19 protein-coding genes and 1 pseudogene are annotated in these 18,121 nt (G+C 67.2%); 9 read left to right on the forward strand and 11 right to left on the reverse strand.

The genetic code is table 11. The annotated features are described in order from the left end of the window. Window positions 1–5: 5 nt before the first annotated feature. The 3 genes and pseudogenes from ACK5KK_RS07120 to ACK5KK_RS07130 all read right to left on the reverse strand — a co-directional run bounded on the left by ACK5KK_RS07120 (window position 6) and on the right by ACK5KK_RS07130 (window position 2,300). Window positions 6–584, reverse strand: a complete 579-nt coding sequence (locus ACK5KK_RS07120) for a helix-turn-helix domain-containing protein (RefSeq protein WP_416889394.1) — start codon at window positions 582–584, stop codon at window positions 6–8. Between the two features lie 475 nt (window positions 585–1,059). Next, window positions 1,060–1,468: pseudogene (locus tag ACK5KK_RS07125) on the reverse strand (hypothetical protein). Between the two features lie 46 nt (window positions 1,469–1,514). Then, window positions 1,515–2,300 carry an IclR family transcriptional regulator gene (locus ACK5KK_RS07130; protein WP_416889395.1) on the reverse strand — a complete coding sequence of 262 codons (786 nt, stop codon included), beginning with the start codon at window positions 2,298–2,300 and terminating at the stop codon, window positions 1,515–1,517. A gap of 311 nt (window positions 2,301–2,611) precedes the next feature. Between ACK5KK_RS07130 and ACK5KK_RS07135 the strand changes: the two genes are divergently transcribed. Further along, window positions 2,612–3,187: a helix-turn-helix domain-containing protein gene (locus tag ACK5KK_RS07135; RefSeq protein ID WP_416889396.1), complete on the forward strand. Its 576-nt coding sequence runs from the start codon at window positions 2,612–2,614 to the stop codon at window positions 3,185–3,187. A 44-nt stretch (window positions 3,188–3,231) separates the two neighbouring features. On the opposite strand, the gene ACK5KK_RS07140 is transcribed toward ACK5KK_RS07135, so the two are convergent. Then, window positions 3,232–3,654: an ASCH domain-containing protein gene (locus ACK5KK_RS07140; RefSeq protein WP_416889397.1), complete on the reverse strand. Its 423-nt coding sequence runs from the start codon at window positions 3,652–3,654 to the stop codon at window positions 3,232–3,234. Between the two features lie 4 nt (window positions 3,655–3,658). After that, window positions 3,659–4,633, reverse strand: a complete 975-nt coding sequence (locus ACK5KK_RS07145; protein ID WP_416889398.1) for a zinc-binding dehydrogenase — start codon at window positions 4,631–4,633, stop codon at window positions 3,659–3,661. Between the two features lie 113 nt (window positions 4,634–4,746). Between ACK5KK_RS07145 and ACK5KK_RS07150 the strand changes: the two genes are divergently transcribed. The 6 genes from ACK5KK_RS07150 (at window position 4,747) to ACK5KK_RS07175 (ending at window position 10,014) form a co-directional block, all read left to right on the forward strand. Beyond that, window positions 4,747–5,565 carry a 2-keto-4-pentenoate hydratase gene (locus tag ACK5KK_RS07150; protein WP_416889399.1) on the forward strand — a complete coding sequence of 273 codons (819 nt, stop codon included), beginning with the start codon at window positions 4,747–4,749 and terminating at the stop codon, window positions 5,563–5,565. After that, entirely contained in the window at window positions 5,562–6,926 is a 1,365-nt protein-coding gene (locus tag ACK5KK_RS07155; RefSeq protein ID WP_416889400.1) for an aromatic ring-hydroxylating oxygenase subunit alpha, read from the forward strand. Before ACK5KK_RS07150 ends, ACK5KK_RS07155 begins: the two co-directional genes overlap by 4 nt. Beyond that, window positions 6,923–7,264: a bifunctional 3-phenylpropionate/cinnamic acid dioxygenase ferredoxin subunit gene (locus tag ACK5KK_RS07160; RefSeq protein ID WP_416889401.1), complete on the forward strand. Its 342-nt coding sequence runs from the start codon at window positions 6,923–6,925 to the stop codon at window positions 7,262–7,264. Before ACK5KK_RS07155 ends, ACK5KK_RS07160 begins: the two co-directional genes overlap by 4 nt. After that, window positions 7,261–8,490 carry an NAD(P)/FAD-dependent oxidoreductase gene (locus ACK5KK_RS07165; protein WP_416889402.1) on the forward strand — a complete coding sequence of 410 codons (1,230 nt, stop codon included), beginning with the start codon at window positions 7,261–7,263 and terminating at the stop codon, window positions 8,488–8,490. Before ACK5KK_RS07160 ends, ACK5KK_RS07165 begins: the two co-directional genes overlap by 4 nt. A gap of 30 nt (window positions 8,491–8,520) precedes the next feature. Next, window positions 8,521–9,126: an aromatic-ring-hydroxylating dioxygenase subunit beta gene (locus ACK5KK_RS07170; RefSeq protein WP_416889403.1), complete on the forward strand. Its 606-nt coding sequence runs from the start codon at window positions 8,521–8,523 to the stop codon at window positions 9,124–9,126. A gap of 117 nt (window positions 9,127–9,243) precedes the next feature. Further along, window positions 9,244–10,014: an SDR family NAD(P)-dependent oxidoreductase gene (locus ACK5KK_RS07175; protein ID WP_416889404.1), complete on the forward strand. Its 771-nt coding sequence runs from the start codon at window positions 9,244–9,246 to the stop codon at window positions 10,012–10,014. Between the two features lie 61 nt (window positions 10,015–10,075). Here the strand turns inward: ACK5KK_RS07175 and ACK5KK_RS07180 are convergent, their stop codons facing one another. From ACK5KK_RS07180 to ACK5KK_RS07205, 6 genes are all read right to left on the reverse strand, one after another. Continuing rightward, window positions 10,076–12,403 (reverse strand): CaiB/BaiF CoA transferase family protein, encoded by a 2,328-nt coding sequence (locus ACK5KK_RS07180; RefSeq protein ID WP_416889405.1) that lies wholly within the window; start codon window positions 12,401–12,403, stop codon window positions 10,076–10,078. Continuing rightward, window positions 12,403–13,152, reverse strand: coding sequence for a dienelactone hydrolase family protein (locus tag ACK5KK_RS07185; protein WP_416889406.1), 750 nt, complete (start codon window positions 13,150–13,152; stop codon window positions 12,403–12,405). The genes ACK5KK_RS07180 and ACK5KK_RS07185 overlap by 1 nt, the downstream gene beginning before the upstream one ends. Before the next feature lie 40 nt (window positions 13,153–13,192). Beyond that, window positions 13,193–14,380 carry an LLM class flavin-dependent oxidoreductase gene (locus ACK5KK_RS07190; RefSeq protein WP_416889407.1) on the reverse strand — a complete coding sequence of 396 codons (1,188 nt, stop codon included), beginning with the start codon at window positions 14,378–14,380 and terminating at the stop codon, window positions 13,193–13,195. Window positions 14,381–14,463: 83 nt separating this feature from the next. Beyond that, window positions 14,464–15,144 carry a flavin reductase family protein gene (locus tag ACK5KK_RS07195; protein WP_416889408.1) on the reverse strand — a complete coding sequence of 227 codons (681 nt, stop codon included), beginning with the start codon at window positions 15,142–15,144 and terminating at the stop codon, window positions 14,464–14,466. Continuing rightward, window positions 15,141–15,962 carry an IclR family transcriptional regulator gene (locus tag ACK5KK_RS07200; RefSeq protein WP_416889409.1) on the reverse strand — a complete coding sequence of 274 codons (822 nt, stop codon included), beginning with the start codon at window positions 15,960–15,962 and terminating at the stop codon, window positions 15,141–15,143. The genes ACK5KK_RS07195 and ACK5KK_RS07200 overlap by 4 nt, the downstream gene beginning before the upstream one ends. A gap of 4 nt (window positions 15,963–15,966) precedes the next feature. Next, window positions 15,967–16,296, reverse strand: a complete 330-nt coding sequence (locus tag ACK5KK_RS07205) for a hypothetical protein (protein WP_416889410.1) — start codon at window positions 16,294–16,296, stop codon at window positions 15,967–15,969. A 351-nt stretch (window positions 16,297–16,647) separates the two neighbouring features. Here ACK5KK_RS07205 and ACK5KK_RS07210 point away from each other — a divergent pair, with 351 nt between their 5' ends. Together ACK5KK_RS07210 and ACK5KK_RS07215 are read left to right on the forward strand one after the other, a co-directional pair. Then, window positions 16,648–17,643, forward strand: a complete 996-nt coding sequence (locus tag ACK5KK_RS07210; RefSeq protein ID WP_416889411.1) for a VOC family protein — start codon at window positions 16,648–16,650, stop codon at window positions 17,641–17,643. A gap of 113 nt (window positions 17,644–17,756) precedes the next feature. Next, window positions 17,757–18,121: transposase (locus ACK5KK_RS07215; protein WP_416889412.1), on the forward strand; the 365-nt coding region annotated here is incomplete at its 3' end.

The following is an 18,121-nucleotide window of genomic DNA, read 5'->3' on the forward strand; positions in this document are numbered from 1 at the left end:
TGGGCTCAGGTGCGCAGCGGCGGGCCGAGGAGGTGACCGCGGGCGAAGATGCCGATCAGGGTCCACGGCGGCAGGTCCGAGCCCAGAGTGTGCTGGGAGGTCAGCGCGGCGCCGGCGAGGACGTTCAGTGCCTGGCCGAGCAGCGTCGGCAGCACCCCGGGGTACGCGAGCTTGTGACTGTCGTACCGGCGCAGGTGCAACATGCCCTGCTCATACAGCCACCGGGCGTGCGCGGGCCGCACCCGGCGCAGCCAGCGGCGCACCGTCGAGACCGGGCGGCCCAGCCGCGCCGCGATGGCGCGGTACCCGTCGCCGCGGGCCTTAGCCGCCAGCGCAGCGCCGATCCCCTCGGTCGTGTCGGCCATCCGCACGCTCAGCGCCGCGGGCAACAGCATGTGCGTGGCCCGGCACGAGGCGCACCGCGCCCGCCGGGGCGTCACCGTCAGCCGTGCAGCACCGGCCCCGCGCACGGTGCGGGTGCGTCCGTGCCCATAAGGGCGCAGCCTGCCCGCGCACCCCGGGCACGTGAACGCACCGCCGCGCAACGCGCTCTCGGCATCCGCGGCCGAGGCCACCAGGATCATCGCGTCCGGCTCCGTCCCGCTGCCACAAGGTCATGGCAACGACTCTTGCCTACCACGCTCGCGCCGGGGAAGGGGCCAGCTCGCGTGTGAACGACTCGGCCTCGCGCGTCCCCGTCACGACCATGCCGATCCCGCCGCGCCCCGCGACCGCGACGACGCCGACCGAGCCCGATCCACCGGACCCGACGGCATCGTCACCATGACGCCGCCGACCAACCCCACCCGGAACCCGATGGATCGTCAACCGCCCTGACGAACCACCCCTCCCACATCGTCACCCACAGAGACGCCAAACACGGCTCAACCGCACCGGCACAAGGCAACTCGCGGCACCGCGGCGCTTGAACACCCAGTTCACGGTGTCGATGGTGTGGCCTACCAAGCATACGAACGACACAGTTGGCCGCTGGTTCCGCTCAGCGGTGCAGGCGGCAGTACCCGTGTAGGTAGTTGCTCGCTTCGCGATCGACGCGCGTCAGGTGCCCCGGATCACACGCGCCGGGTTGCCGACAGCGATCACGTTCGCAGGGATGTTCTTTGTGACCACCGCGCCGACGCCGACGCCGACGCCAGAGTTGTCTCCGATGATCACGCCCGGGCAGACGATGACGCCTCCGGCGAGCCACACATTGTCGCCGATCATGATCGGCTGTGCGGACCCTTATCGCGGCATGGTTCTGGCTCGTCCGGATGCGTCGGTGTCAGCAACTGCACGTTGGCCCGATCTGGCAGTCCTCGCCGATCCGGATCTCCGCGAGATGCGGTCGGGCCGTGTCGGGCGAGGACACCGTGGCTCGCGCATACGCGTCGCGGAGTTCGACCGCCCGCTGAGCGATCCTGGCGCACTCCGGATCATCAGCGATGAATAGGTCCCCCGCGAGTATCCGTTCCCGATTGGTGCGCGGGTCGCCCGCCGGCGCTACGAAGGCATCACGCCGCGGAGCGCGCGGACCGCGAGGAAAGGGACTGGCCGGCACGGAACGCGACCGCGCGCAGGACGCGCTCATGCCGTAGGGGTTGGAACGTCGACGCGGGCCCCGACACCGACATCGCTGCGACGACCCGCCCACCCGGACCACGCACGGGTGCGGCGATGCAGGCGAGGGATTCGAGCGACTCACCCCGGTCGTACGCGACACCGGCAGTGCGCACGTGATCGAGTTCGCGCAGCAGCGCGTCCTCGTCGACGAGAGTATTCGACGTCCATGCGTGTCGGGGGGCTCGCAGTGTCGCTTCCGCAGCAACGGGGTCCGCCGCCAGCAGGACCTTCCCGACGGCGGTGCAGTACGCCGGCATGCGCCCCCCGATGCGAGAAGGGGTGCGCAGGCGAGCCGCGCCTTCCAGCTTGTTCAGGTAGATCACGTGCGAGCCAGACAGGACACCCAGTTGGACCGTCATGTGGGTCTCGACATAGAGCTCCGCGAGAAACGGCGTCAGGATCTCGCGAACGGCGTCGTGCCGCGAGGCTTCGCTCGGCGCGCCGAGCTGAGTGATCACAGCACCGAGCCGGTAGGCGGTACCTGCACGCTCCACGACCCCGTTGCGCTCGAGGATGCCGAGCACACGGAAGGCTGTCGACTTGCTCAGCTCCGCTCGCCTGCTCAGCTCGCTCACGCCGACGCCGATCTGCGCGTCCGCACCGAAGGCCTTCAGTACGGCGATCGCCTTGTCGACGGCGGTCCGCTCGTCGCGGCTGTGCTCGTTGCTGGTGTCCATGGCATCCATCCACTTCGGTGTTCGACGAACTGCTCGGCTCTTGTCTCCGAGTGTCGAGCTGCCGCTGGCGCACGACAAGCTTCGCGGTCAATCGAACTAGCCACATCTCTCCTCGTTGATCAGCCCACCAAGGAGGGGCGATCCTGTCACAGGGCGCGACACAAAAGGCCAGGAACGACGCGCGAGGCGTTGCACGGAGGCGAGCGCGCCACCGCTGTGGTCTAATGAAACAGACGAAGTGGTCCTCTGCACCACGCTCCTCGGCGGGGCCAGCGACCGATGAGTCTCTCAACCGACGCAGAGTGGAACCTATGGCCGTCTCCCACGTGATCTCACGCAACCTCCGACGACACCGGCAGGAGCAAGGCCTCTCCCTGGGCGAGCTCAGCAGACGCGCCGGCCTGGCGAAGCAGACGATCGTGGCTGTCGAGGCGGGGCGAGGGAACCCCACGATCGACACACTCGAGCGCCTCGCCGACGCGCTCGATGTCAGCATCCGCGCACTGATCACCGAGCTCGGCACCGACATCCTCGTGCACCGGGAGAAGGATGTGCGCTGGCGTTCGCAGACAGGTGCCGAGGTGCGCCAACTCGACCAGGCGTTCGGTTCCGGGTATACGGTCAACGCAGTGCTCCGTCTGAGCGGAGGAGATGCGCCGTTCCAGAGTCCGGCCCGCACCCGCGGGGCGCTGCGCCACTGCTATGTCCTGGACGGCATAGTTCGACTCGGCCCGGTCTCCGAGACGGTCGTCGTCGACCCAGGCGACTTCGTACGCTTCCCCGCCGACACCGCCCACCTGTTCGAGGCGCGCACCCCCTCGGCGACCGTCTTCGTCAACACGACGGCACCGCAACTGTCGATGAGCGGCGGCGGGCGCGTCTTCTGACCGCGACGCGGTTGAACAGCGCCCCTCCCGTCATCCCCGCAGGCTCACGGCATGCGCCACAGCTGAAAGCACCAGACGACCACCGCGGTGTTCGCGTCGAGCGTCCAGGCAGGGTCGCCAGACGCCGCACGAGCGTCGTCGACGAAGGTGCGCCAGTACGTCAGGTGAGCCTCACGCCATGCTGCGGCCCCGCCGAACCAGGATCCGTCCTTCGTCGCGAGGTCGTCATCGACGGCCGATGGCGCGAGGCGGTGCACGGCAGTCACTTGGACATGCGCTGCCGTGTCCCCTTCCGAGTCGAGGAGCCTGAGCACCGCTCCGTCGGCCTCCGCTGGTGTTCCCGCGAGCGTGTCCAGCACCTCGAGGCGGGTGGTCGCCGTCTTCTGTCCCGCCAGCACCGCGGCGACGAGACGGTCACGCAGCCGGCCCGGGGGTACGAGCTCCAAGACGGGGTACGGGCCGTCCATTATGTCACTCGTCGTCGAGGACGACCACGAGCTTGCCGAGCACGTCCCCGTCGAGGAGGCGCTGGAAGCCCTGCGGGATCTCGTCGAACGCGATCGACTCGACGCGCGGTTGCACTCCGGCAACCTCGACCAGCCTCAGCATCGCCTCGAACTCGCTCCGGGTGCACCCGGTGGAGCCAGCGATGCGCAGCTGCTGGTAGAACACTCGATGCAGTTCGGCCGGTGGCATTCCCCCCGTGGTGGCGCCGGCGATCACAACGATCCCGCCCGGTCGGAGCGCACGGAGCGAGTGTCCCCACGTGGCCTCCCCCACCGTCTCGATGACGACATCGACCCGCTCGGGCAACCGCGCACCGGGCTCGAAGGCGGCCGTCGCGCCGCATTCGAGGGCGAAGCGTCGCTTCTCCTCGGTGCGTGCCGTCGCGTAGACGCGAGCTCCCGCCGCTCGCGCAAGCGCGATCGCAGCGCTGGCGACGCCTCCGCTCGCGCCCTGGACCAGGACACGGTCACCCGCCGTCAGCTGCGCCCGCGTGAAGAGCATGCGGTACGCGGTACCCCAGGCAACGCCGAGTGCACCGGCTTCGGCCCAGGTGAGCCGCTCCGGCTTCGGGACGACGAGCTCGTCCGGTACCAGGATGTACTCCGCGAGGGCTCCGTCGATCGTCTCGGAGAGCAGTGCACGCTGCGGGTCGAGCGTGAGGTCGCCGCCGCCACGCGCAGCATCCCCCATCACCGGATGCACGACGACCTCTCGTCCGTCGTCAGTGACACCCGCAGCGTCGCAGCCGAGCACGATCGGGATGCGCTCGGCAGGGTGCCCGACACCGCGCAGCGTCCACGTGTCGTGCGGGTTCAGTGCGGCTGCACGCACGCGGATGCGCGTCCATCCCGGCTTGGGCTGTGGGTCGGGAGTCTCTTGCAGAGAGAGCCCGGCCAGCGGGTCGTCGGGGTTCTGGGCGATGGCAACAGCAGCGAGCATGGATCCTCCTTGTCCCTTGATCGTGCACGCACCTCGGCGGCCGCCGCGCAGATGCGTTCCGGGGGGCGGCACGCTGGCTCGCGTCGAGGGGGATGGGTGCCGAGCATGGGAGCGTGACATCGATACGCAACGACGCAGAGGCGGTCCTCGCCACGCTCGCCGACGCCCTGCACGACGCGGAGTCCGCCGGCACGACAGTTCCGCCACCCTCCGACGCGCACGAACTGAGCGTGGAGGACGCGTACTTCGTGCAGCGGGTCAACATCGCCCGCCGACTTCGCGCGGGTGAGCGCGTGGTGGGCCGGAAGATCGGGCTGACGTCCGTCGCGATCCAACGGCAGTTGGGCGTCGACCAGCCGGATTTCGGCGTGATCACCGATGCCATGGTCGTGCCGGATGCGGGAACGCTCGACGCCGCGACACTGATCGCTCCGCGCGCGGAGGCGGAGTTCGCGTTCCGCATCGGCCGCGATCTCCCCCCGTCGCCCGATGAGCAGACGCTCCGAGACGCAGTGGACGGCGTCGCCGTGGCGATCGAGATCATCGATTCTCGCGTGGCGGACTGGCGGATCACGCTCGTCGATACCGTGGCGGACAACGCCTCCGCCGCTCGCATCGCGTATGGCGAGATGATCCCGACCAGCGACGAACTCCTCGATTCCCTGCCGGAGACCGTCATCTCGCTGCGCCGGAACGGCCAGGATGCCGGCGCCGGGCCGGGTTCCGCCGTTCTCGGCCACCCGCTCACGTCATTGCACTGGTTGGCCGCGGCGATCGGCGCCTACGGCGACCGCTTCGCGGCGGGCGACGTCGTGCTCGCCGGTGCCGTCGCCGCCGCCGTTCCGCTGGCGCAGGGCGACCACTTCGAGGCCTCGGCCCCGGGGCTCCCGTCCGTGTCGTTCACGGTCAGCAGAAGCGAGGATGAGCGATGACCATCACACGGCTCCCCAGCACCCACGAGGGCGAGCGCCAGATGTTCCCGACCGGGGACATCCGTCGACCCGAGCGGTTCTCGAACCACCTCGACGTGTCGGGTCTGGTCGACTCGACCAACGGTCTCGTCGATCGGGCGGTCTTCACCGACCGCCGGCTGTACGAGCAGGAGCAGGCGCGCGTCTTCGCGACGAGTTGGCTGTTCCTGGGCCACGTCGAGCAGCTTCAGAAGCCGGGCGACTTCTTCACGACGTACATGGGCGAGGACCCCGTGATCGTCGCGAAGGACAAGGGCGGACGGATCCGCGCCTACCTCAACTCCTGCCGACACCGCGGCGCACGCGTCCTGCGAGCCGACTATGGAGCGACGCGTGCGTTCACGTGCACGTACCACGGCTGGTCGTACGACCTCGAGGGCAAGCTCATCAGCGTCCCGAACGAGGCCGGGTACACCAACGCCGACTGGGACCGCAGTGAGTGGGGGCTGCTCGAGGTCGCACAGCTCGACACCGTGCTCGGGTTGATCTTCGCGACCTGGAACCCCGACGCTCCCCCGCTGGAGGAACAGCTCGGGGACATGAAGTGGTACATGGAGGCGTTCCTCGACCGTGACTCCGAAGGCACGACGGTGGTCGGCGGGATCACCAAGTGGGTACTCAAAGGCAATTGGAAGCTCGCCGCGGAGCAGTTCGGCACTGACTGGTACCACGTCAACATGTCGCACGCGTCGGCTCTGATGGTGATGTCGCCGACGGGGAAGGGCCCGAAAGCTGACATCGTCAACACCCCGGGACGCCAGTTCTCGGACGAGCGAGGAAATGGGACGGGATTCCCCACACACCCCAAGAGCCGGTTCGACGCGCAGCCGGTCCACGAGTACTACGACTACGCCGCGCTGAGCGAACGGCTCGGCGAGGCCCGCGTTCACGGCCCGTTGACCACCGGGCACGCGACCGTGTTCCCCAACTTCTCGTACCTGCCCGTCAACGGATCCATCCGTGTATGGCATCCCAAGGGACCGGATGAGATGGAGGTGTGGGCGTGGACTGTCCTGGACAAGTCGATGCCGGAGGACGTGCGCAACGCGCAGCGCCTGTACAACCTCCGCACCTTCGGGCCCTCCGGCATCTTCGAGCAGGACGACGGTGAGAACTGGAGCGAGATCCAGGCGATCTCCCACGGATGGCGAACGAACACGGTCCCGCTGAACTACCAGATGGGACTCGACACCGAGCGGCAAGATGGCGTTCACCCCGGCTCTACAAGCGATCTTTACAGCGATGCCGCCGGCCGTCGTTTCTATCAGCGATGGGCCGATCTGATGAACACGCCCGCGTGGCACGAGGAGGACAAGTCATGAGCGAGGGAATCGTGGTCGCCCAGACCGGCGACGTGCCCGAGGGCGAAGCGATTAAGATCGACGCGGCAGCGCTTGGAACAGTCGACGATATCGCGATCTTCAATGACGACGGCGACTTCTTCGCGCTCGACGACACGTGTTCGCACGAAGAGGCCTCCCTGTCGGACGGATGGATCGAGAACGGCGTCGTCGAGTGCCCGCTGCACTCCGGGAAGTTCTGCTTGAAGAGCGGCGAGGTCCTGTCGATGCCCGCCACCCGTGACGTTGCGTGCCACCGACTCATCGTCGAGGGAACCGACATCCGCGTCGTCCCGAACCCCGAACGGCTCGCATCATGACGACCCCGCGCGACGCCGGACGAGTCGTGATCGTCGGTGCAGGGCTGGCCGGATACAGTGCCGCCCTGCAGCTGCGCACCCTCGGCCACGACGGTCCGATCGCGTTGGTCGACTCAGAGTCGACCGCATACGACCGGCCGCCGCTGAGCAAGCGTCTGTTCGGTGATGACTTCACGATCGACGCCCTCGCGTTCGCCACACATGAAGCGCTCGCGGAGAAGGACATCACCACCCACTTCGGCAGCGCAGCGGTCGCCCTCGATCCGGCCGCTCCTTCCGTCAGCTTGCGGGGCGGGTCCCATCTCGAGGCCGACACCGTCCTGCTCACGGTCGGTGGGCGTGCTCGATCACTGCCCATCCCTGGCATCGACCTTCCCGGTGTGCACATGCTGCGCACGTTCGAGGACGCCGTCGCGATCCGTGAACGCGTGTCTCCTGGTGTGCGCGCGGTGGTGATCGGTGCCGGACTCATCGGCGCCGAACTCACGTCATCCTTGCGAATCGCGGGGGCCGACGTCACCCTCGTGGATCCGGTCCAGGTACCGCTCATCCCGGCGATCGGCGAGGCGCTTGCCACGCGCCTCCACGATATGCACACAGAGCGCGGTGTCGAGGTCATCGTCGGGGTCACGGCTGAGATCTCCCAGAGCGCGGAGCACCTCCAGGTGGAGGTCGACGCCGGACCGACACTCCCCGCCGACCTTGTGATCGTCGGTGTCGGCCTCGTACCGAACGTCGAACTGGCCGCGGCCGCGGGACTCGACATCGACAACGGGGTCCTCGTCGACGAGTCCGCCCGGACGAGCGCACCCGGGGTCTTCGCCGCCGGCGATGTCGCCCGCCTGCGTGACAGCAGCGGCACGCTGCACCGCCGTGAAGAGCACTGGGAAGCTGCGGAAACGAGTGGCAAGCATGCCGCCTACGGCATGCTCGGCCTCGACGCCCCAGCTCGCGGTGCCCCATGGTTCTGGTCCGATCGACACGACGTTCACCTCGAGGCGGTCGGCCGTCTGTCCGGCTCTGGCAAGATCGTCGTCCGGGAGGGCGGAGCGTACCCTGCCGTGTTCCTCGTGGAAGACGGTCTGCTTGTGGGCGCGGCCGCTGTGGACGACACGAACCTGGTGCGCGCCGCACGCCGGCTCATCGACAACCGCGTGCCGGTGACAGCGACCGAGCTCGCCGACCCCAGCGTGAGCTTGCGCGCCGTCCTGCGCGTCAGCCGCTGACAACCAGGCGACTCACGAAAGGAAACTTCGATGGCGAGCGATGCCTTCCAACTAAACCCCGCGACGCTGAACGGCGCCACATCGGCCTCCGCGAGCATCCTCGACGATGCGATCGACGGGATGCGTCTGGCGGACATGCAGACGCACTTCGAGGTTACCCAGTTCTACAATCTGGAAGCCGAGGTGCTCGACGACGGGCGATTCGCCGACTGGCTCGAGATGCTCGCCGCAGACGTGCACTATTGGGCGCCGATTCGCACCAACCGCCTGCGTCGCCAACAGGCACTGTCGGTAGCAGCACCCGGCGAATCCGCCTTCTACGATGAGACCCGCGAGTCCCTCGCCTGGCGGATCCGTCGCTACGACTCCGGGATGGCCTGGGCGGAGGACCCGCCGAGCCGCACCCGTCATCTCATCTCGAACGTGTCGGTGCGCGAGCGCGAGGACGGCTTGCTGCAATCCCGCAGCGCCTTCATCGTGTATCGCAACCGGCTTCATACCGAGGTCGACATCTACGCGGGCGGTCGCACAGACCTCCTCCGTCGCACGGGACTGCACGGATTCGAGATCGCCAAACGCACGATCCTCTTCGAGCAGAACGTGCTGTTGATGAAGAACATCTCCACCTTCTTCTGACACGTCTGGCAGAACTCCCGTGCCGCCCGACGGAACCGATCGGGCGTCACCAACAGCCCTCCCCTATCCTCGGACAGCGTGCGATATTGCACGCACGATCCGAGGAAGGGAATCAGCATGAGTCAGATGCGAACGCTCGAGGGCAAGGTCGCGATCGTCACGGGCGGGGCAGCGGGCATCGGTGCGGCCACGGCGAAGGCGCTCGCCGAAGCCGGCGCGTCCGTCGGAGTTCTCGATCGCGACGCCGGCACGGCGACGGTGCAGGCCATTGTGGGCGCGGGCGGAGTCGCGAGCTCCGCGACGGCCGACGTGAGCGACGAATCTCAAGTCCGCATCGCAGTCGACGAACTCACCTCGCGCCTCGGCGAATGCGACATCCTGGTCAACATCGCCGGCATCAGTGCCATCACCCCCCTCGACGACCTCACGCTCGACACCTGGCGTCGCCTGATCGACGTCAACCTGACGGGCACGTTCATCGTGACCCAGGCGGTGCTGCCGATGCTCAAGCGCAACGGGGACGGCCGCATCATCAACACCGCATCGAGTTCCATCTACAGCAAGAGCAGTGGCATGGTTCCGTACATCGCCAGCAAGGGCGGCGTGATTGGCCTCACCAGCGCGCTGTCCAGCGAGCTCGGGGTGTTCGGTATCACCGTGAACGCCGTGACGCCCGGTGTCACCCGCACTCCCCCGATGGAAGCAGCGATAGCGGCGGGTCAGTTCCCCCCGAACATCGACGAGCTGATGATGCAGGCACAGAGCATTCCGCGAAAGACGTCGGCCGATGACATGGCGGGCGCTGTGGTCTTCCTCGCCGGGCCGACAGCGAGCATGGTCACCGGGCAGTTCCTCACCGTCGACGGTGGGCTTACGCGCCACTACTGACCACAGACGAGGGGGACCGCGGTCGCCTTGCGGCGCCGCGGTCCCCCTCGTCCCGGCTGTGTCAGCGGAACATGCCGATGAACGTCGCCCCCTTCGGCAGACCGTCGCGTGCGACGCCCCGTTCGAAGAAGTCGTCCGCGTCGAACCCCAGTCCGGTGAGCACCGCGCGGGTGTCGCTACCGGGAGGGCCCGCGGGCCTGGTGGGCGCCGCGGGCGTCCGGGAGAGGCGTGCGGGCGGACCTGCCATGGTGATCCGGCCGATCACCGGGTGGGTGCGCTCGATCGCCAGGCCCCGCTCTCGAACGACAGAGTCGTCCATCAGGTCCGGCTGATCGACAAGCCGGTGCACCCCGATCCCTGCCGCTGCCAGCGCATGGCTCCACTCCCCCACAGCGTGCGATCGGAAGGCCGACTCCAGCTCGCCGGCATCGAGTCCACGGAGCGAGGGAATCCCGTCGAACCCGTCCGGCGCGTGCACGTAGAGCCACCCGTCCGATGCCTCGTAGAGCCGAGAAGTCTCCGACCAGCCCTTCGCGTGCTGACCGCGCGGCTCATCCCAGACACGCCCCTCGTGCGCGACCATGAACGGCACCTGAAGGAACGTGCCGCTGTGCGTGAGCGAGGTCTCGACCGCCTGCCCCACACCACCCGACCGGGTGCGGTGATACAGCGCAATCAACGCTCCGAATGCGGCAAGGTTTCCTGATCCGTAGTCGTTGAACGGATACGGCGCCATGAGGGGCTCGCCGTCGCCGCCGAGACGGACCTGCATCCCCGTGGGGCCCTGACCGAGCTGCTCGCGTCCCCGCCAGCCGCCACGGTAGCCCTTGTGGCCGAAGGCGCTGATCGAGACGAAGATCACCCCGGGAGACATCTCACGCAGCTGCGCTTCGCCGATCCCCATACGGTCCACCACACCACGGGTGAAGTTCTGCACGAAGATATCGACACCCTGCGCGAGCCTGGCGAAGATCTCCATCCCCTCGGGCGTCTTCAGGTCGACCATGATCGACTGCTTGCCGCTGTTGGTGTAGACGTGCATGCCCAGCTGCCGGTCTGTGAAGCTGTGGATCTTCACGACTTCGGCGCCATACTCCGCGAGGACACGCCCGACCGTCGGTCCGGCGAGAACCTGCGCGACATCGAGGATGCGGACTCCCTCCAACGCTGGACGACCGGAAGCCACGGGTTCGGCTGGTGCGCTGACGGCGAACGGCTGTGACAGCTCGCGGAGGATGTCCTCCCGATCCGCATCGAGTTCGCGCCGCGGGAACTGCACCGAGAGCGGTGTGGTGGACAGGTTGAACGGGAAGCCGCCCTGCGCCGTCCGGCCGAGGTACGGATCGTCGACCTCGACGACAGCACCCGAGTCGCGAGCGTGCTCATCGAGCGTCAGCCACTCCTCGCCTGTCTGGCAGAGCGCGGCGGATGCCCCGCTCTCGTCGTTGATCTTGATCTCCCACTCCCGGGCGGGGAGCGTCGCGAACAGCTCGGCGTAGCGCACCCGCGCGCGCTCCTGGAGCGCCGCGTCGGTGAGCATCCGCTCGGCATCACCCATGCCGTCGTCGATGAACTCCTGCGGCAGGAACGTCTGCGCGAACCACTCGAGGTGCCTGTCCTGGAACAGGCACAGCTCGAGCCATCGCCCGTCCGCACACTGGTAGTGCCCGAGCTGCGGCATGCTCATGCCGATGCGCGGGGCACCGGAAGCGGCGGGCGGCTTCTCCATCTTCATCACACCCGAGGCGATCAGCTCGAAGCATGCGTCGTACAACGGCAGCTCGACACGCTGGCCGACACCATCGCGTTCCCGCGCGATCAGAGCGGCCATCACCGTGTGCGCGGCGACGAAAGCGCCGTAGGACGAAGCGACCGGGACCGCGCTGAAGATGGGCTCGCCGCTGCGATCCCCGATGTAGTCCATCGGGGTGCAGCCGGGATACAGGTAGATGCCGGCGGCCGCAGTGACGATGCCTTCCCACGCAGCCAGCCCTGCACGCGGGTCATTCTCACCGAAGCCGGGGATCGAGCAGTAGATGAGCCGCGGGTTCTGCGCGATCATCTCCTCTGGGCCGAGCCCGAGCCTTGCCATGACCCCCGGCCGGAAGCCCTCCAGGACGATGTCGGCGCGGCGAACCAGCTCGATCCCCGTTCGCCGGTCGTCCTCCTGGGTGAGGTCCAGCACGATGCTGCGCTTGCCGCGCTGCAGCATGGCGTTGGCCGGGTGGTCCCATCGTGGCCCGCCCGGCGGGTCCACGCGGATGACCTCCGCGCCGGCATCCGCCAGCCACATGGCCACGAGAGGCGCGGCGAGCCACTGCCCGAAGTCCACGACCCTCAGGCCCGAGAGGGGGCCTGCTCCCGGGCCGGAGAGACCCGCCCCGGACATCAGGAAACGCCGCTCTTCAGCCGCACGTCGAGGAACTCGACGGCGCGACGCTGCGCGTCCTGGGCGGCATCCGCGTTGAACGGGCTGGGGAGCCCCGGCCCCATGGGCATGTCGAGATCGAAGGCGTGCCCCGCTCCGGCATACCGGACGTTCGCTGCCTCGACCGGGGCGGAGGACAGTGCGGCATCCCAGTCGTCGAGCTCACCAGGCGTGTAGAGCATGTCCTGTTCTCCGAGCAGTCCGAGCCAGGGTGTCTGCAGAGCGGAGGTGCGGTCGGCGAGCGCCGGCAGCCCGTCGTTGCCCTGGAATGCGTGTCGCTGCACACCGACGGCGTAGTATCCGACGGCGCCGGCGAGTGCGTACTCGGAGGCGAGGAGGTACGCGGCGCGACCGCCGTATGAGTGGCCGAGCACGCCGATCGACGAGCGTGCGATGGACTCGCTCTCGGCGAAGGCGAGCGCTGCCTCGAGGTCGGCGCGCAATTCCTTATCGCCCGACAGGAACGCCGCGAATGCGGCCATGTCGCCGCCGAAGCGTGCACCCGGGTCGATGACCTCCACGCCTTGGCGATGCAGGAGCAGCGGTGCGACGGCGAGGTAGCCCTTCTCCGCGAGCTGCTCGAGCCAGTAGCTGGTCTGCGGCGTGTACCCGGGCGCTTGGTGGAAGACGAGCACAGCGGCCTCGGGTGTCGTCAACGGGCGTGCGACCCGCAGCGGTACGCCACTGTACTCGGTTGATTCAATAGTCATTCTTGTGGCCCTTTGATCTGTCTTCGGGTTGTCGATGCGTTCAGAGCGAGGTGACGACCGGCAGGCCGATCTCTTCGATCTGCTGACGGCGCCACTCCTCGTGTTCGTGGTGGCGCTCGCGGAACTCGGGGATGACCTCGGTGGCCCACAGCTCGATCGATTCCATCTGGTGCTCGTGGCTCGTGTAGCCGAAATCCTGGTTGAGCAACAGACCGTCGGCGTGGGTCGCCTCGATCTGTCGGGTCAACTTACGAGCCGTCTCCGGGCTGCCCATCATCGACCCGGGGGCATCGGCAAACGCGGCACCCATTGCAAGGACCTCCGCTGGCAGGGGAAGGCTCTCGCGGATGTCTCCGCGTCCTGCTTTGAAGTCCCGCCAGGCACGGTGTAGGTGATGCTCGGGATCACCGATGCGCGCGTATGAACCGCCGGTGAGTCCGTAGCCGAACATCTCCACACCCTCCCGCGCCCGCAACTGTGCCTCTTCGTCCGTCGGGGCGATGAGACCGACCGTGAACGTGAAGACCGCCGGGTTGATGCCTTTGCCGACCATCTGGACATCACCTTGCTTGAGGCGGTCCCAGTACGCCCGCACCTCTGCGGCGACCAAATCGGGGCCACCCACAGTGAGCATGAGGGAACCCAGACCCCGGGCAGCAATACCGACGTTCGCGCCAGGCTGCGTCGCCGAGGTCCATAGCGGAGGGTGGGGCGTCTGGTACGACTTCGGGATGACGTCCACCGCAGGGTAGGTGAAGAACTCGTTGTCGACACCGGGCCACACACCGCGGGTGCCAAGGATGTCGGCAGAGATCTGCCCGGACGCGGCCGCAACTTCGCGCACCCTGTCCGCTGGCACGCGAAGAAGAGGAGCCACCTCCCCGGGCGTTCCCGGACCGAACCCAAACTCCGCACGCCCGCCGCTGATCTGATCCAACGTCGCGATCCGCTCCGCCGTGCGCACGGGATCATTGTGGGACGCGTGCACGATTCCGGTACCCAACCGGATTGTAGTTGTCGTCTGCGACAGTGCCCCCAGCAGGACCTCGGTCGCAGTGTTGTGCGCATACTCCGCGGTGAAGTGGTGCTCGCCGAGGAACACGTAGTCGAAGCCCAGGCTGTCCGCGAACCGGATCTGTTCGAGCATGCTGTCGAGCTCGGCCTTCTCCTGGTCCGGCGCCCAGTCTTCGGAGTCCAGGTGCTTGGGCACCATGGGGTTGAAAAACATTCCGAACTTCATCGTTCTCCTATCGTCGCCGCGCTGCGCGGCGGGCAGTGGTGGTTGTTATCGGGTGAGGCGGGTGAGATCGATCAGAGCGCGGACGGCTCGCCGAGCGCATGCCAGGTGCGGTTGTGGTACACCAGCGGAGCAGGGGCGGCAACGGCCGCATCGCGGTCGCGGACGTTAGAGGACAGTGCCTCGACGATGTGCACGACGGAGGACCCTGCCGCGAACCGGTTGACAACACGCCCCCGAATCCACGCATGAGCGCCGTGGAAGTGAGGCTCGCCAGTCGGGAGATGATGCCAAGCGCTGGTGTCGGCGAATCGGTCGACGCCGCTGGTCGCGCAGAGCTTGGCAAGCTCGATTTGCTCGGACGAGAGGATGTGAACCACGACCGTGTCGGCCTCGCCGATCACCTTCGTCGCCGACGACAGCTGCGACGCGGAGAAAGCCAGAAGCGGCGGGGTAGCACTCAGCGACGCGACCGACGTCGTCGTCATCGCCGCGGCCTCGCCGTCGACACTTGCGGTGATCACTGCTACGCCCGCGGCGAGACCGCGGAACGCGAGTTTGAACTCCTCGGGAGAGATAGCTTCGCTGTCTGCGAGCTCCTCCGGGGTGGCGATCTGCCGGGCGGAGATGTGGGGGACGACGTCGTTGTTCATCAGGGTGTCCTCTCTTGGGAAAATCTTGATCGCTATCGACGACAGAAGGCGTGGATTGTGCCACTGTCCGGAACGGCGGCGAAGTGGCGTGGTAAAGATCATGCGGGCAACCTTTCGGCGCCATCGGTCACGCCGCCGATCATGCGGCGGTGCATGGTCGTGAGCGACTTCGAGGCGGCGTGGGCCGCGCGGCGCAGCGCGCGCGTGTGGATGGTCGGGTTGAAGGCGCGCGAGACCGATATGGAGAGCGCAGCGACCGCCTGACCGGACGCACCCAGGATCGGAGCCGCGACGCACCGCAGGTCTGGGTGCGACTCGCCACGATCGAATGCGATGCCGTCCTCACGGACGCGTTCCAACTCGCGCTCGAGGTCTCGCTCGGCCAGCAGTGTCGCGTCCGTGAATGCTGTTCTGTGCCCGGCAAGTGCCAGGGAGGCGGCCTTACGATTACTCGCCAGCATCGCTTTTCCCACGGCCGTGGCATACGCGGGCATCCGGCCGCCGATACGCGACGGTGCCAGGATTCGATGACTCCCCTGCAACTTGTTGAGGTATAGGACGTCGGTGCCGACCAGGACCGCCAGATGCACGGTCTCGCGTGTGCCGACGTTCAAATCGACCAGGTACGGCGTCGCGAAATCGCGCACGTGTTCCTCGATCGCAGTCGATCGATGCGAGTCCGCCAGGCGCGACATGGTTGGACCGATCGCGTAGCCGTTGCCGACACGGACGACGGCCTCGGTTCGCTCAAGGATCGCCAGGAGGCGGAATGCGGTCGACTTCGGAAGCTCCGCACGCCGAGCGATCACGCTGACACCTGCCGGGCCTGATGACTGGCCGACGGCCTCGAGAACGCTGAAGGCCTTCTGCACCGCCGCGCGATCGTCGCGGCGAACGTGGTCGTCTATCGATTGGGGCATAACGTCAACGGTCGTCATCGACATGCGCACGCACGTGCGTGCCCTCCCGCATCCAACCGTGCTGATCGGCGAACGCGATCATGCCATCCCATTGGTTGTCCCAGCTCGCGGCTCGTGTGCCCGGTGCGCGGCGAGCACGATCGCGCAACGCGGCGGCATCCAGCCAGACGACGTTCGGGCCGTCCATCTGCTCGCCTGCTGAGGGTGCAGCCAGTCCGGCATCGACCAGGCGGGCGATCGACTGCTCGATGTCGATGTGTGAGAGAACGGCGAGTCGATTCAGGTCGTCGACCTCGTCGACGACGACCGTCGATGGGTCAACGACGACGCGCACGACGCTCACCCCCACGAAGGCGATCCATGTCCATGGGTCCGGTGGCGGCGTCGATCCGCGGTCGGGCGGACAACGGCTGGAACGTCTGAGTCATGAGTAGGCGCCTCCCTGCGCTTGATATATCTATGTTGATATATCAAGCATCATGACTGCGTCCGTGCCGACTTGTCAACCCCTCCCTCTGCCGACGTTCGCCGAACGGGTCAGGCTTCGCCCGCCCCCTTTGCCTCGTGCCGCCGACCGGAACATCGAGTTCTCACGCACGACGAAGCAAGCCATCCTGACGTGGAACCTTCCTGTCCGCGGAGGTTGACGACGCGGGCGTGTGTGCCGTCGACGAGAGGAATCCGAATGGCCAAGCTGTCCGACAACTACGATCCCGGCCCCCAGATCGCGCAGTGCGGCGCCATCAATCTCGGAACCAAGGACCTCGAGAAGTCACTGCACTTCTTCTCGGATCTCCTCGGGATGGAGATCGTGGCGCGAACCGGCGACACCGCATACCTGCGCGGGTTCCAGGAGCTCACACATCACTCACTCGTGCTCACTCAGCAGCCCGAGAGCATCGTCAACTCCTACAGCTTCCGAGTGAGGCGGCCGCAGGACGTCGAGCTGTTCGCGGAAGAGCTCACCCGCCAAGAGATCGAGTCCGCGGAGGTGGCCTCCGGCAGCGAGGTCGGGCGAGGAACCGCGGTGCGCTTCCTCGTTCCCGGCAGCGGACATCCGTTCGAGCTCTACTACGACATCGACAAGCCGGATGCCCCGGAAGAGCTGCGCTCGAAGCTGCCGAGCAACAGCTCCCGTCGGCGCGGGCTCGGTGTGCGCAGAATCGACCACTTCAACGTTCAGACGTCTCGGGAGACCATCAATGAGGCTGAGCTGTGGGTGCGCAACAACCTCGGATTCAACCGCCGCGAGTACGCGCTCCACCGTGACGACACGACCGTGCTGGCGTCGTGGATGTCGGTGACGCCCCAGGTCCACGACCTCGCGATGGTCGCCAATGCCTACGGCAAGACGAGCCAGCTCCACCACGTCGCATTCAACCTCGAGAACCTCTCAGATGTGCTGACTGCGGCGGACATCCTCCGCGACTACGACGTCACGTTCGATCTCGGGCCGGGAAAGCACGGTATCGGACAGGCCATGTATCTCTACGTCCTGGACCCGGGATCGGGCCACCGCGTCGAGATCTACGCCGGCGGCTACCTGATCTTCGACCCCGACTGGGCGCCGATCAAGTGGGAGCGCGAGAATTTCCCCGACGGACTCACCTGGTACGGCGACCCCTTCCTGTACAAGGGCGACGCCCGCAGCCTCGAGACCACCCCGTCGGCCGGCCTCTGACCTCCTAAGAGTTCGCGCCAATAGGTGCTGATCACGGCGCGTTAACCTGACGGCGGGCACGAGGCGTGTTAACCACGGATGTGTGAAAACCACGTTCATCAACAGGACGCCTCGTGCCCGCCGTTCCATCTTCGATCATTGACCCGCTGTGGCACCAGTTCGAAGCGCTGGTCCCACCCGTGATCGATGAGCACCCGCTCGGGTGTCACCGCCCGCGGGTGTCGGATCGGATCATCTTCGACAAGCTCGTGCAGGTGCTCGTGTACGGTGCCGCGTACGCCAAGATCGCCGACAGCGCCTGCTCGGCGACCACGATCCGGCGCCGCCGTGACGAGTGGATCCGACACGGGATCTTCGCGGAACTCGAACAGATCTGCCTCAACGCCTACGACAAGATGATCGGCCTGCGTCTGGAGGACCTGGCCGTGGACGGGTGCATCGTGAAAGCACCCTGCGGCGGCGAAGCCTCCGGCCGGTC

It is taken from the genome of Microbacterium sp., assembly GCF_047972865.1.
Classification (GTDB): domain Bacteria; phylum Actinomycetota; class Actinomycetes; order Actinomycetales; family Microbacteriaceae; genus Microbacterium.